Source organism: Candidatus Ichthyocystis hellenicum (assembly GCF_001460935.1).
Lineage (GTDB): Bacteria > Pseudomonadota > Gammaproteobacteria > Burkholderiales > 2013Ark19i > Ichthyocystis > Ichthyocystis hellenicum.
In genome coordinates this window covers 2,083,556-2,098,455 of the sequence record NZ_LN906597.1, presented here as the reverse complement: position 1 = coordinate 2,098,455, position 14,900 = coordinate 2,083,556, and the positions used below count along the sequence as shown (strand labels likewise).

The following is a 14,900-nucleotide window of genomic DNA, read 5'->3' as shown; positions in this document are numbered from 1 at the left end:
CAACTGTTATGCTCTCGGCTAAGATATAAATACTAACGAAAATTAGTTATTTCCTCTGGCGATACCCTAGGATGTTTATATAACTTTACATTTATCTCAATAATTATATTGCTAGATAATCAAAGTTTTATTATTCATTCCGATAAATTATTGTTTGCAGCAATTATTTATGTATAAATATATAAAATTTAGTTATTATTGTGCTAAGTAAAAAATTACGCAAACTATTCATATTAGTAATCAATAAACCACGAAAATTAAATTTTATATTAGAAATAACTAGCAAACACATTACTGATTATTAGTTAGCAAAAAATATTATTTTGCTTAAAAAAATAAATATTATTTATATTCTATTTCTTAAATTGTACTAAACAAAATAGATAATAATTAATTAAACTATATAATTTACAGTGATATAGTCTGCGAAGTTAACTTTTACGGGAAAAATAATGTTTCGTAACAACAGCAATTATATTTATCGCTCACAGACAAGTGAAATTGAAAATAATAACATCAATGATATTGCGGAAGAGAGTGAATCCGCAGTAGTTATAGTCAAGAAACAAAAAATAAACCGTCGTCTAGGAACTTCTTATTCTATCAGTAAATCGTTATCTAATAAAATCATATTAGCTTCGCTAATTATGCTCAGCACATTAGATAATGTTGCCGGACATAAAAAAGAAGAGGAGGACTTCCTATTCGCTTTGTGCTCTCTAAAAGCATCATTATGTAACTTTATTAGACTTAATGATAAGGGTGACAGGTATGTTAGGGAAATTCTTAGATCTGCTTTTGACAAATCAGTAACTTATATAAAAAAATCTATTTTTAGTTTTAGTATTCCTCTTAGCCTTCCGTCTATGATCGACTATGAAGATATTGCTGGGGATGATATTTTTAATAAATTATGGATTATGTCTATTTTTATTAACAATAAATATACTTCTATCCGAAGAAAGAAATTAGGTATTGGAATATGTCAATCAGAGAAAGGTTTTTGTGGTAATAGCGTTAGTAAATTTTGTAGGAACAACCTTTATTTCGATTTTAATACTACTATCGTCTATAACTGTTGTAGTAGTATAGGTTCTTACTTGGTACATACAGAATCAAAACTAAACTTATCATCAGAAACATTGTTAAATAATTTAAACATTGTTGAATCTAATAATATTACTGACCCTATTGTATCTGCAACAAATAATGAAGATTTTACTTCGGTTATTTCTATGTCAATTTTGTTTTTATTTATCGTTATTACTTTATTTTCTTTTTGTAGGTATAAGTATTGTAGTCGAAGAAAAGAACACCAAAGAGGTACCTACGTAAATATTTAATTAGTATATAAGAGTAGAGAAATAAATTATTTCATAATTAGACAGGTTAATATTATAGATGAATAATGCCAGTATAGTATTTATATACTGGCATTATTTTCTTAAGATTAAAAAATAAATAATAATTGAGGTTAGCAATAATTGTACAATCACAATCCGTTTTCAGTTGTATTATAATTATTCCTTTTATTGATACTAGCGCTGTGAGTAAAGTATATATCGCATTTATTAATGTATGCGAGTCACCAATAAGTAAATATGAAACTATATGTAGTATGTACTTCAAATCAAATATTATGTTTATTTGCTAAGTAAATATATATTTCGGATGATAAATAAAGACTCATTATAAATTGTAATAACTTAATTATGTGGGAAAAATTGTGATGGTAGCTAGAATAAATATCGTAAGATTGTCTACATAGTTTAGATATGTAAACATTTCATCCATGATTGATCATGGTATACGATGACCTTTGGGTGATGTAGGACTGTTTTTTTATTTACAACGTACGAGGCCAGTTACACCAATCACAATGGAGTAACGTTGAGCTGAATTTATTTACTCAGGGACTCTAATAAAAATATTTATGATAAGGGTAGGATATCATGTGCATTTGAAAAAGTATCTACGCATCAATGAACTCTCTGGTTTGAAGTTTTTTTCTTTATTAAATTGAAGTTAGCTACAATTGTTTTCTATAAAAATTCATTTATTATTAGATGATCGCAAGCATCGTAATAACACAACCCATCGTAATAACACAACCTATATTAAGTTGGTATAAATTGAGTTAGTCTAAGAACTTATTTTTTTGTCTTACCTTAAGTAACAAATTTTCAGTACAATTCTTATTATATATTAATAATTATTTATTCTGCTATCGTTTAAAGTCTAAACTTTTACGTAGCACCCTCCAGTAGAGTTTATTAAGAACTCATATTTGATAAAGACCATTTTTGTTTGTAGTTATAAAAGCTTAATTCTGTGATATTGCTATTAATGATTAGACATTATGGCAACATTTATTATTTTTAACATTAGTAGCTATTTGTGTATAATGCAGTCGCTATCGCAATGCTCAATCAGTTAAATTTTACAAAATACACAACAAAAATAAGGTCTGCTATGGCTGTAACAGCAGACCTTTATTATTATCTATATAGAATGCTCTTCAATATCTTCCCCCACATAAACAGGTCTAGACACAGTCCTAGATTCTTCTTCATCTTCTTCCAAATGCTCTTCAATATTGTCCCTCATATAAACAGGCCTAGATTCTTCTCCACTTCCTCCGACATGGTAAACTCCTCTTCTCCTTCCTGACCTAATACCCATATATGCTGCAAATAGCAATACAACGCCAACAAAAAATAAAACTATAACAAATATAAATGTACTAAGTGAACCATTATTTTCGTTAGAAGCCGTAGTCACTTCTGTAGTCACATCAACTGGACTCAAGGACGTCAATACAGAACTCAAGGTCGTCAATACAGGACTTGTAGTTGTATTTGTTGAGATAATTGCTGTTGATTCCTCAGTCACAGAACTTGTAGTCATATTGTATGTTATTGAATCTGCAGTGGGAACAGATGTAGTAGAAAGAGCATAAGTGATATCTTCTATGTATGAGGAAATATTAGCACAACATCTACCATAATAAGAATGGTCTCTGCTATGGTTTTTATAACAGAAATTTTCAACATTATTGTTACAAAAAATAAGATCTGCGTTGTTTCCTTTTCTATCGGAATCGCCAGGATTTAAAACACTATATAAGTCTTTAATGTATTCAGCCATAACAGATAACTGACGACTAATTGCTCCAAGATTGGAGCTTTCATCAATAACAACTGTTACAGGAATACTATCGTTAATATATGGTTTTATTAATCTTCTTGATAGCGACTTCTGGTTCCTATGGTTCGGGTTAGTTAAGAAATTATTAAAAGCCATTCCAAGAGTTTCGTTAATTAATTCTGAGTACCCGCTAGTAACCATAGCACACACCAAAGATGATAGATTGCAGTGATTAGAGGGCAGTGAAGTTATTCTAGAACCAGCAGCACTTTCCAACACGCCAATAAAACCAAGTAAAGAGGAGGCTACTACAACCTTGTTTCTTAGAGATCTACCAATTGATGGTGAACACCTATTTGTTTTTTGTTCTAAGAGTACAAGTTCTTTACATTCATTATCCTCAATAACTTCACCTTCAGTTTGGGATTCTAAATCATCACATTCCAAACAATTTAAATACTTGTTAGCGTTAATATAATCCATTATTTTTCCTGTAAAAAATAAACTCCGCAAACTATAGCATTACATATTATATGAATAAACAAATTATTAATTGCAACATAGAATACATTTTGGGTACGAAAATAAAACTTTGTTTATTGTTCTATAGTTTTATAATTTACTTAAAGCTAAGCCAGAATTAACAATGTATAACTTAATTATTATATTTTCTTCGTATTATACTGACTTTAGTCGGTACATATTTATATACATGTATCATCAGTAATTTTTGTGATGAATCATATAACAGAAATTCTACAGTATCTGATGTATGTTGTCCTGATATAAAATCGTATATAGAGGATTTATTCCCACCAACTATTACTTCTACTGTAGCAGCAACTACTGAATCAGTAATTACCGAAGCAGCTACTACTGTGGAAACCACTACTGCAGCAGTAACTACTGCAACGGCAACTATAGCAGCAGTAACTACTGCAGCGGCAAATATTACTGCTGCAACTATTACTCCAACTGAAATAACTCCTGATGATAGTGATAGAACTACATTTATTGCCGTGTTGGTGTCATTCTTACTTCTTGCTGCTGCTATATTAGCTTTTGCGTTATATAAACATTGTGCTCCCAAAAAAGAGCAGGAATCTCAACCTGTATTGCTGCAGCATAAAAAATGTTAACTAAAATCATGTAGGTAACAGAATAGGGTATGCTGCCAATGTCAATATAGTGGCAGCATACCCTATTGAGGCTTTATTTTTACTTTTGTGTGATTAATTTAGTGATAACTGATGGTTAAATTAACGATTTTAAAACTACTTACCTCAAGTGATAGCATAAAAATCTAATGTATTAGCCTAGCAGGATAGTGACATATTTTGATTTTCAATAGTGTAGTGATTTATTGTAGGAATAAGTTTTCTTCTCATTATAATATATTAATTATCAATAAGTTATTTTTGCTTTTCTATTAGTAAATCGTTAATATTTTTAGATAGAATCGTAAAGGTGATGTATTTACAGTGTGCAATGGTATCATATGAGTTCAAATTAATTATGATTTTGTGATTGTGAAATTATATCTTAATTAATGTATTTAATTAATTTGCAGAACACATATTATGCATTCTCTCTGTAATTTTTGAAAAATTAACTAGTATTTATTAAAATTTCAGTGGTGTTATTTGTTGTGTCTTCTCAATAAAAATTAGCGAATTATTAAGTATCTCTAAAGTAAGTATCTATTTAATTTGATAATGAAGTATTTCACGTTAACATATATTTGCATTTATCAGACAAAAGTATACTTATACTGGTAGATAATAATACATTATATGATATCTATACCAGTGATATAGTTAAACATAGTACTGTATTGTTATTGATTGTATGGAACATGGCATGATTAAAAATAGTGAACACCTATATTTTCAGGTAGCTGAAATGATGGAATCGCAACTTGACGATGAAATTGCAGAATGTAATGAATATACAACTATTATTCTTAAAAAGGATGAGACCACAGAAAACTTCCTGCAAATGAGGTTCTCACTTAAAAAATATTTTACAAGTCTCCTTACTTCATTAGCTACCATTAGCATGTTAGAGTGCGTTGATGGATATGAAACGCGACCGGTGTTTAGAGGCGTTTCAGTAGCTTACGCCCACTGTGCGTTGTCATCTACTATATGTAATTTGATCTCCATTAACGAATCTAATAATAGAATCATTAATTTAATTGATTATGCCATTGTTAAGTCTAGGTATGAGACAAAACTATCTGTAATCAACAGAATTATCCCTTTAGATATTTATGCTGAAAATTATGACTATAATGTTAGTAATCAACTGTTTATTATTGCTAAATTAGCATACGAATACCATAGCAGTCTCATCAGGAAACCTGAATACTCAGATGAATTAAAAAGTAATGCTGATTATATTTTTTGTAGTGAAAATATGGAGTACTATTTTTGCAATAGAGACTTTATTAGGAACTCTACTATTTATGGTAGATGTTGTCCAAGCATTGATTTGTATATAAAAAATCTATTTTTTCCAACCAATTTACCATTTACTACATCTACCACTATAATTTCAGAACCAGCCACTATTGAGTCAACCGTCTTTAGTACAACAGTAGCAACAACTAATCCAACACTAGTAACAACTAACATAGTTACTAGTGAAAATGCCGTTGTTATTGTATTGGTTTTACTTCTATCTCTTGCTATTGCTGTTATTTCCTTTCTGGGATATAGGTTTTTTAATGCCACTAGAGAGTCTCGCCAACCTCAACCACCATTAGAGTCTGATAATGTTAGCAATGAAGAAGCAGAAGATCTTGTATAGAAATTGTTTGAAAATAAATTGAGTATGACATTGATAATGTTGGTTTTATTTTTTGTGGTTAATTACACTAATATCTTGATTTAAAAAAGTAATTTTATACGAGTAATTATTTTAATTAAACTGTGTAATAGTAAATCTTGGCATTGATATATGTGTCAGCATATAAGTATAAGAGTTCCTTTAGTAAAATATATCGTCCTATATAAAATATGGGAATACAGTAAATTTTATGGGAATGTTTACAGTGAAATCATGTGATAGTTATTTTTTTAGAGAGACTACAGAGGATGGTGATAGAAGTGATTCAGGCGCTTTATTGAATAATCATTTGTTGCTTAATTCAGTTTCACAGAGTTCTGTTTCCAGTAGGTCTCTTGTTCCTGTTAGAAGAGGAATGATTAACAGATTTTTGAAAAGAATTATATTACCAGCTAATATTATTATGTCGTCAGCTATATTTATGAGCCTTGTCGTAGGCATTAATGCCGAAGATAAACAAATTGAAGAAAGTTGGGGATTATTACTGTCAAGGTTGTGTCTGCTAATTTCATTACAGAGAACAGTTGGCCATCTCAAAAACGATCGTAGATTTAAAAACCAAGGTGATTTTCCTGCAATCGACGTTAAATCTGAATTAGAGTCAATGGTAGGTGGAGATACTTTGATCAAGAATTCAATGAGTCATGATAGTGTTGTTGAGGTTGAGAAATTTTTATCATCTAGAGCAGTAACTGTGATTAGTGACCTCAAAGCAAGGTTATCATCAGCCGGCATAGATAGACAGCCTGTACATCATGCCCAATATTTATACAGCAGTGAGAATTTAGACATTGAGAGTTGTCCAAATTTGCATGAATACCTGGATAATACAGTTTCTGAAATAACATCAACAACTCTTGCGTCTACTGTTGCTACGACTATACCAACAACTGCATCAACATCAACTACTGTACAAGTGACTGTATCGACAGTGTTTAAAAGTACTCTTGATGCTATTGTATCTGCCGTTTCTACAGATACACCAAATAGTGTATCTGTAGATACCAATAATGCTACAACTGTACCTTATTCGGTTGCCAATGTCACCGAAGTATTACCTGATGCTGAATTAAGTTCTTCATTTACAAGAAGCATATTGGTAATATTTATGGCGGCTTTATCACTATTTGCTTTGATATTTTTCTGTGCAAAATATAAAAAACATTCTGTTACTGATAGTGCCTTAAAGTATATCCGCTATATAAGAATAGGAGGAGAAGCAAGAGTAGTGTTATCAGAAGAATTAGAAGAACGAGACGGCCGTATTTTGCCACCATTACTGGTAGTGGAAAATGAATACGAGGGTTCACCACATTCTCATTCTGTTGGCAATGCTTGCTCAGCTAATTCTGATAGCGATTTTATGAAAGATTTAGAGGTAGAGGATTTAGAAGAAAACATATATGAGTCCATAGATTGATATTTATTGATTTAAGGAAAGCGTATAGTGTATTTCGTAATTAGCATAGTTGTGGATCAAGCTCTATAGCTACTTTTTTGTTCTTTATTATTATTCTAAGAATAATTTGTTACCTCGAAAAGCAATCCACAACTGCTATACGATAAAACTATTTAAGCTACATCTCTTATATTTGCTAGTAGCTATAACTTTTGACTTTTAAATTAAAGTGTTATTGTAAGTTTTTTGTTCATGTATTTACAAGTAGTTATATAAATTGTATCACTGGTAGTTAACATTAAATGACATTTAATTAAAACAATGACTGCCGTTTTTGAGAGCTGTTACGTATCCATGATTGCTTTGGTATCCAGATTCAACAATACATTTTTACAAAAAACGTAACTTATAGATCAGACTACATGGGCTTGAAATATGTCTTTTGTTCTTGTGCGTTGAAAATCATTTTATCATTTTATACGAGGGCGATAATAGAGCACCAACGTATGTTACCTTAAGATTGAAATAGATTTAATTGCCACGTATTACATAAAATCACAACTGCAAAAACAAGACATACACCCAAAAGAGTATATTTCCATTATGAGCAGCGTAACCATCGATCACCTACAAATATCATATTTGCTACAAAAAAACACCCAAGATCAATTCTTAGGAAGTCAAGCTACCTATAAACTCAATCAGGCACCCACGGGTTAGAGATAACTATATTATGATTATACAACAACGAGAGGCCCACCACCACTACAGGATGACAGCAGGCCCCATTTCCAATCCAGCACAACAATACATACATGAAACATAATGTACTGATCAACGTACATCCCAAACGTCATACTAAACAATTACATCATTATTATTATGTCATACACTAATACATTTAACAATAGAAATTAGACAAAATATACTACTAATAACTAAAACCTATTTGGGTGCTGCTGAAATTAGCAGTAAAGCTGTTATATAGTCGGAGGATAGAAGAATTAATTCAGAGCAACATTAACGATCCGAATAAAAAACTTACTAATAAAAATTTTATATCTAAATTTATATTTCCAAGATCAAATCCAGGATCAGAAAAAAAATCAACTAAAATCAATTATAGCAGCAAGGCAAAAAAAATTAAATCATCTGCTAACAGATACATTGCCACTGATGATTGGTACGTTACCAATTTTATTAAAAATCACTTATTTCTTAATGAAAGATTTGAACAAACATCCAACCATAAAAAATTAATTGTTAATTCCAGTGCAGAGATGGAAAGTATTATTAAAAACAAGGAAGAACTGAGAAAACATGATCTTAAAGCCAGGGATAATCTCATTAGAATTTTTATGCAGTATTACCTATCGGTTAGAGACAAATTTAAATACATCTGTCAATCTAGGTTTAAAATAGAACCAGAACTTCTAAATAAAGAATTTGAACTTCCTCTTCCAAAAGAAGATTCATTTTTAGAAAAAAAATCAATATCAGACAATCATCGTTGTAAGATAACCGCCGATATGGAAATTATTAGAAACCGTATGAGCAACTATCTATCGAAACGTAGGCACAAAAAAAGCGTAGGGATTTATAGAGAAGAAACTGGAATACTTATTAGGGACAGCTACAAAATATACACAGTAAGATTTAAAAACATGGAAAACGTATCCGCCTCAGACTCTATTTTACGCAATATTAGCTCAGATGAAAAAGAAAAAATAGGCAAGGATATCATTACACATAAATCTGACGGTAATAGTACTTATAAAATACCTCATAGATCATTTAATTTCATATATGGTATCAATATATCACCAGGAATCACAAACGTAGACCCTGAATTAGTAAGTCATAGAGATGTTGCTGATATTATTTTAAGCCTAGAAAACAAAGATGTATCTAAGTATTTGGCTGCAATGAATAGTTTCACAGCAAAATTTATGTGTAAATCATTGCAATATATTCGTGCACTTAAAGTAGATTTACATGACTACAATGACAGTTACCTAATTAACCCAAACACGGATGAATATATTGTTCAAAGCAGAGGCATATATACAAAATTGCAGTATATATGTGACTATTTTAAATATTATGTCTTAGGAAGTCAGTTAGAGTTTTTCGCATATTATGAGGAGGTAAATGTTGAAGAAAAAACCTTGCATCTACTAACTTCCATTGATGATAAAAAAGTAAAACTTGAGCTACAAACTGAAATTAAGGCCGAAGAAGTTTCAGTAGCAATTGATGATGAATATGAGATGCTAATTGAATCTGTAAAAAAAGAATGTTTAGATTTAAAAGAAAATAGGAAAAAATTAATTGCTGAAATTAATGAGCATAAAACCAAAATTAGATCATTACTTAAGCCACTAGATTTATCAATCAGAGACGAATTAATTAAATGCTTAATGGAATACTACCTATCAATTGTAGATAAATTTGAATCTATGGCTGAAGAAGAATTTAAAAATATAAGTAGACCTATAAATGAAAGACTAGTATTGCCAATCCCCCAAGCCGTTGCAGAAATCGCACATAAAGAAATACAGACCGGGCAAACGTTGTATAATTATTACGTCGGGGGTAGAAGTAATTTCTTTTGTGAGGGAAACACTTGCTTATGTACTAGATCTCGGCTTTGCGATACCTCTACGGTAATAAAGAGGCACATACTGGAAAGAGTCATATATCGAATGAGAGAGTATATATTATCCCTAACCATCAAAGACGATGGAGAGATTGTGCATAATAGCGTACAACTATTTTGGTAAAGCGGAAAGGAAGGTAAAAATTTTAATTGTCTTACTTTACTTTCACATAAGCTACGCTTACTATTTATAGTTAAGTTGGACCATAAAAAATGAGAAATGTCAGCAATAGCAATTTTAGTGGTGAGCAGCCAGTATTAACTGAAGAAGATATAAATTACCAACCAGAACAACCTTGTTGCTCCGGTGAGCATAGCTCGCAAAATTTACATAAATCTGAATCTATTGATAGCACGTCCAGCATGTCCGATTTTGTGCAATCTTCATCTCTAGGTAGTAGAATATCTTATCTTAAGCAAATAGACTGTAGCTTTGTTGATGTAGATCCCAACATTATTTATAATCTTATTTATAGTATCCATAGTAAAAATTTATCTCTGTACATATCTTCGGTACATCTCTTCCTAGAATCATGTATCCATAAATCTTTACGGTACCTACGTTTGTTTAAAGTTGAGCCTCTAACTTCTAGTGAAAAAATAGACCTTGATCCAAGCCCTAATAGAGATAAATATATTGTTAGCAACGAAGGAGAATATGGTCTGCTACAATATATGTGTGTTAATTTGAGCAATTACAAAAATCAACTCTACGAAATAAAAACAACAGTATCCAAATTAGACGTTTATGCTCTCAGAAACAATTGATTAGGATAAGATTACACAAAAATTACTAACAAGTAATCATTACTACACCAGTGATTGATTGTCATAAATTATATGCCATCACATAGGTGCCTCCTGGGGGTAGTTATTATTATCAATAAAAATATAGTTTTATGGCATATGCATATATGATACAATAGGATTGTCTCGATTGATTAACCTGCCTTTGTGTTAGTTATTTTAAATTGTCACATCGGTTCCTAGGAAAATAAATTTATGGTAACGGGAAATCGACGTGTTGCTATCGATTGTGCAATGCTAGAAGAAATCTCTGCCTATGAAATGGAGAAAATAACAACGGAGCTTGCGCTCTCTAATAGCGATGATACTGATCATCTAACAGAAGAAGAGATTAGATTAATTGCCTGAATAAAAAGCAAAGAACAACAGATCACTATATTTTTGCCGTTGCTGGTCTGTAACACGTGAATTTGAACATCGATGAAACGAGGTGCTACAAAACAGCAATCAATAAGATTTAAGATTTAGTAACAAAGAGCAAATGCTAAAACTCAAATTACCAATAAATCATTATACAGATATGACGCAAATAATGATTTACATAAAAATCAATATTTTACCTACTATATGAACAAAATAATTGCATAATTATGAGTGTAAAATTAACTATACACTTATATTAAATTTCCGCTACTCTGTGGGGGAGATGGTATCTTTTTTGTCCGTTCGCACACGATCAGTCATGCGTATCACAGTAAGGGAGATTACAGTTGTGATAGATAACCACAATAATATTAGTGTTTCTCACCTAGAATCAGGACAAGCCGATGGTTTTGAAATAGAAGAAGAAGCAAGAACTTCTTCTGATGTTCCGAGAGACGAAGTCGCAGCTATTGGCATCCAAGGAGAAATCAGTGCAATGGAAGAAGAAACAACAACAGTTGCGATCAACGGAGAACCCACCGAAAATATAAGCCCACGTGCATTGCGGCGTTATGGAGAAATGAAAATCAAAAGAATGAAGATTAATCTTATTGCACTTAAGGCTGCCGGTTGTGTCTCTCTATTAGTGACAATAGGCCTAATTCTATTAACATTTTCTCAGTTGTTAATTTGTGAAGAAGGCACACAAGACAAAAATAAATGTAACAGCTTATTGATTTTTTTTGGTATAGCACTTCTACTGATTTTACTTTGCATCTTCATAGTCTCGGGTTGTTTTAAGAGGAACGAGATACGTAGACTGGAAATGAATTATAGTCGTCGGCAAGCACCAGGTAATCGATAAAGACCATAAGCTTTCTTCGTGGAATTACCATATCCACACAGTTTTTTGTTGCCACAAGACATCATAGTAAAACCAGATACGCGCCAACGTTTGCTCAAATTATTACACAGATCAAATCCCACTATTAGGTAATTAATCAGCTAAAAGTAAACTTTTACCGCAATAAAAATATATTATGAAACATAATAACCCAATAAAAAATCATGCTAAGTACTTAATGACCTACTTATCAACAAAACTGCGTTATCCATCCAATCCTCAACAAGATCATAGCACTATAGATAGCGATGTAGATAGTTTTTGTCAAAATAATCAATGCTGTGTTTGATAAAAAATAAAATAATTATTACACAGCTATCGGTATAAAATTACTTGTATTAAATTATCACAATCCTATACAATGGTCACATTCATTTTATGAGCAATAATCATTAAAATCATTGCTATACTCGTAATTAGCACATAAATTATGGGTGCGTAATATACATGCTTCGTTCACCAATATTGCGAACATACAACATCGGACGCGCGTACCTATAACACCATTAAGCCAAGGGTACAAAACATCGTTATCAGGTTTAACTGCCATTAGGAAAAAAAGTTAATGAGACTTAATAAAGTATAACTCATAACATAGTACTGCCTCACTAGCACCACAAACAATAGCACTAGAAACAAACATTCCTGCAAAACCACAGGAGTAAAGTAAGTTGCTGGTAGGAGTTCAAACTAAAGGAATGTAAGCAGATATAGCATAACCATAATAACATGTGCTTCTGTTTGCAGTAGTTTTAATTTCCCCATGCTCACCATGCTTAGCAACTGGGATTGGTTTTTTAGTCACCAGATGGTCAGTATGAAATATCACGGCAAACCCAGATGGTGGGTCTCGCAACCCCATACGGAGGAAACATACGTAATGCTGAAAAACATCAACTCATGAAAATTAAACATGACTAAGATATTCTTCGATTCTCTAACCAGTGTAACACTTGTAAAAAAGTAGGGATTGATTTTTTCTTTCTCTACATGTATCGAATTGGAAACGTATCAGGAGCACAAATCATGATATCAGATTATGACTTTCGAGCTAACAAAACATCAGAATTAAACTCGGATGACAGCACTGGTGAAGGAGAAATAGCTGTTATATGGGATTTTATTTGTTCTAGCAGTTATTGACATGTTATAAAGTCGATGTCTATCCTGTTCATCAAAACTGGTAACATTTTGAATTCTTTCGCATGCGCTTAAGACTATCATTTCTATTTTGCTGTAAAAACTCTCAATTTCACGAGATTTGCCATTGTCAATCATGCTACCAATTCTATAAAAAGAATACCCTCTTGATAGTACTTTACTTATACTTGATCTTGTTTCATTAATTTCCGATCTTATGTCTACTCCATGTGAAACGAGAGCAGATTCTCCAAAATTAAGCAAACCCTTTATTAAGCAATATAACTAGCTATTTGTCCGGTAACTGCTGTCACCATCTCGAGCATTGAAAACAGCAGAGATGTTTTTATAGCTCTTCTACATAAAGATATTGTTGATGGTGAAGCCGCTTTGGTGCTTTTGTTTTCAGATATCGATGATTGTATTATTCCTGTCCTTATTTCATTCTTTGTTGTTAGGACACCAATTACTACGTTTAATTTATTTAGGCATTCTGACTGAATGACATTTTCGTTTCTATTTGAGCATTGAGAATTTATGGTTCTATTGAGCACAGCAGGTTCCCCTAATAGTTTCGTAATGACATTTAAATTAGACACTATAGTGATAGTGATGAATAGATTTTATAATGATACATAACATAATTATAAATATGTACTAATTTTTTTATTACAGACAAAGATGTAGTACCGAATAATTAATTTAATAATATTATGTAGCAACTATTTATTAAAGTTGAAAACAATTTTTATTATTCCAGTTCCTATTAACATACATTATGTGATTTATTTTCACAGCTGTGCCCAGATAACATATTATTTTGATGGATTTGACGAATAATTTTTATAGCACCATTTGATAAATTGCTGAAAGGAATTTATCTAAGTAATCAAGCTTCATTGTTTTATTAAAGAATTATCATTACTAAACTAAGATTTATACATTATTCCAGGTTAATATAGCATTGATTATGTACTACAATGATAATTCTTTAATAAAACAATGAATGTGGTAAACAAATTAATTTGACATCATTAAATACTTCCTCTAATTCTGAGGTGATAGTACACCAATATCTAAATTAACAATCTCAGCGTTGGGTTATTATCCTTACTATATCCACACAATTAAACGAGGACATGATGTTCATCATCAGATGGTTTTAATCTAGTATAAATAGCATATGGTGCTTCTCTTAATGTATTGCGTATACTAGAGCGCCTACTTTTTGCTAAGTTATATAGTGCATAGAAAAATAATAGTAGAACTCCGAAAAACATTAACGATGTGAGCACTAAAGCTATGCTATTGTCTGTTTCTGCGTTATTTTCAGAGTACTTGACATCGATTATTTTGCGTTTACTTACATTCATATATTTAATGATGTCTGGACAGTAATGCTCATAACGCAATGTTCTGCTATTCCAACGACTGGAGAGGATATCTACGATTTCGTTTTTGCTTACATTTGATTTAATTGCATAATCGCTATAATCGTACTTTACAGTACCTTTTACCAAGTGATCAACTAAATTTTCCGTGAGAGGTTTAATACTTGCTGCGGGGTTGTATATACGGTCGTAATTTTGCATCAAGTACTCTACTAAATTATCCGTTGTTTTGTTTATTGC

The 14,900-nt window shown here is 31.4% G+C and carries 14 protein-coding genes; 8 read left to right on the top strand and 6 right to left on the bottom strand.

Features of this window, described 5'->3' with window-relative positions; genetic code table 11:
• Positions 1 to 452 precede the first annotated feature (452 nt).
• The gene (locus Arg41_RS07600) at positions 453 to 1,343 is read left to right on the top strand and encodes a hypothetical protein (RefSeq protein WP_092490739.1); all 891 of its coding nucleotides are present in this window, start codon (positions 453 to 455) and stop codon (positions 1,341 to 1,343) included.
• A 1,159-nt stretch (positions 1,344 to 2,502) separates the two neighbouring features.
• On the opposite strand, the gene Arg41_RS07595 is transcribed toward Arg41_RS07600, so the two are convergent.
• Positions 2,503 to 3,630 (bottom strand): hypothetical protein, encoded by a 1,128-nt coding sequence (locus Arg41_RS07595; RefSeq protein WP_092490738.1) that lies wholly within the window; start codon positions 3,628 to 3,630, stop codon positions 2,503 to 2,505.
• Between the two features lie 172 nt (positions 3,631 to 3,802).
• Positions 3,803 to 4,237, bottom strand: coding sequence for a hypothetical protein (locus Arg41_RS07590; protein WP_092490737.1), 435 nt, complete (start codon positions 4,235 to 4,237; stop codon positions 3,803 to 3,805).
• Between the two features lie 770 nt (positions 4,238 to 5,007).
• On the opposite strand from Arg41_RS07590, the gene Arg41_RS07585 reads away from it, so the two are divergent.
• From Arg41_RS07585 to Arg41_RS08240, 7 genes are all read left to right on the top strand, one after another.
• Positions 5,008 to 5,958: a hypothetical protein gene (locus Arg41_RS07585; RefSeq protein WP_092490736.1), complete on the top strand. Its 951-nt coding sequence runs from the start codon at positions 5,008 to 5,010 to the stop codon at positions 5,956 to 5,958.
• Positions 5,959 to 6,202: 244 nt separating this feature from the next.
• Complete coding sequence (locus tag Arg41_RS07580; RefSeq protein WP_092490735.1) at positions 6,203 to 7,417, top strand: hypothetical protein; 1,215 nt, start codon at positions 6,203 to 6,205, stop codon at positions 7,415 to 7,417.
• A gap of 932 nt (positions 7,418 to 8,349) precedes the next feature.
• Positions 8,350 to 10,179: a hypothetical protein gene (locus Arg41_RS07575; RefSeq protein ID WP_092490734.1), complete on the top strand. Its 1,830-nt coding sequence runs from the start codon at positions 8,350 to 8,352 to the stop codon at positions 10,177 to 10,179.
• 89 nt (positions 10,180 to 10,268) lie between these two features.
• Positions 10,269 to 10,823: a hypothetical protein gene (locus Arg41_RS07570; protein ID WP_092490733.1), complete on the top strand. Its 555-nt coding sequence runs from the start codon at positions 10,269 to 10,271 to the stop codon at positions 10,821 to 10,823.
• Between the two features lie 234 nt (positions 10,824 to 11,057).
• A complete protein-coding gene (locus tag Arg41_RS08065) occupies positions 11,058 to 11,210 on the top strand; it encodes a hypothetical protein (protein ID WP_157722338.1) in 153 nt (50 codons plus the stop codon).
• Positions 11,211 to 11,508: 298 nt separating this feature from the next.
• Positions 11,509 to 12,090 (top strand): hypothetical protein, encoded by a 582-nt coding sequence (locus tag Arg41_RS07565; RefSeq protein ID WP_092490732.1) that lies wholly within the window; start codon positions 11,509 to 11,511, stop codon positions 12,088 to 12,090.
• Between the two features lie 175 nt (positions 12,091 to 12,265).
• Positions 12,266 to 12,418, top strand: a complete 153-nt coding sequence (locus tag Arg41_RS08240) for a hypothetical protein (RefSeq protein WP_172792690.1) — start codon at positions 12,266 to 12,268, stop codon at positions 12,416 to 12,418.
• 396 nt (positions 12,419 to 12,814) lie between these two features.
• Here Arg41_RS08240 and Arg41_RS08060 read toward each other — a convergent pair whose 3' ends face one another.
• From Arg41_RS08060 to Arg41_RS07555, 4 genes are all read right to left on the bottom strand, one after another.
• Positions 12,815 to 12,991, bottom strand: coding sequence for a hypothetical protein (locus tag Arg41_RS08060; RefSeq protein ID WP_157722337.1), 177 nt, complete (start codon positions 12,989 to 12,991; stop codon positions 12,815 to 12,817).
• 206 nt (positions 12,992 to 13,197) lie between these two features.
• On the bottom strand, positions 13,198 to 13,533 hold the full coding sequence (locus Arg41_RS08055) for a hypothetical protein (RefSeq protein ID WP_157722336.1): 336 nt from the start codon (positions 13,531 to 13,533) through the stop codon (positions 13,198 to 13,200).
• A gap of 8 nt (positions 13,534 to 13,541) precedes the next feature.
• A complete protein-coding gene (locus tag Arg41_RS07560; RefSeq protein ID WP_092490731.1) occupies positions 13,542 to 13,823 on the bottom strand; it encodes a hypothetical protein in 282 nt (93 codons plus the stop codon).
• 573 nt (positions 13,824 to 14,396) lie between these two features.
• Positions 14,397 to 14,861 carry a hypothetical protein gene (locus Arg41_RS07555; protein WP_092490730.1) on the bottom strand — a complete coding sequence of 155 codons (465 nt, stop codon included), beginning with the start codon at positions 14,859 to 14,861 and terminating at the stop codon, positions 14,397 to 14,399.
• Between the last annotated feature and the right edge of the window lie 39 nt (positions 14,862 to 14,900).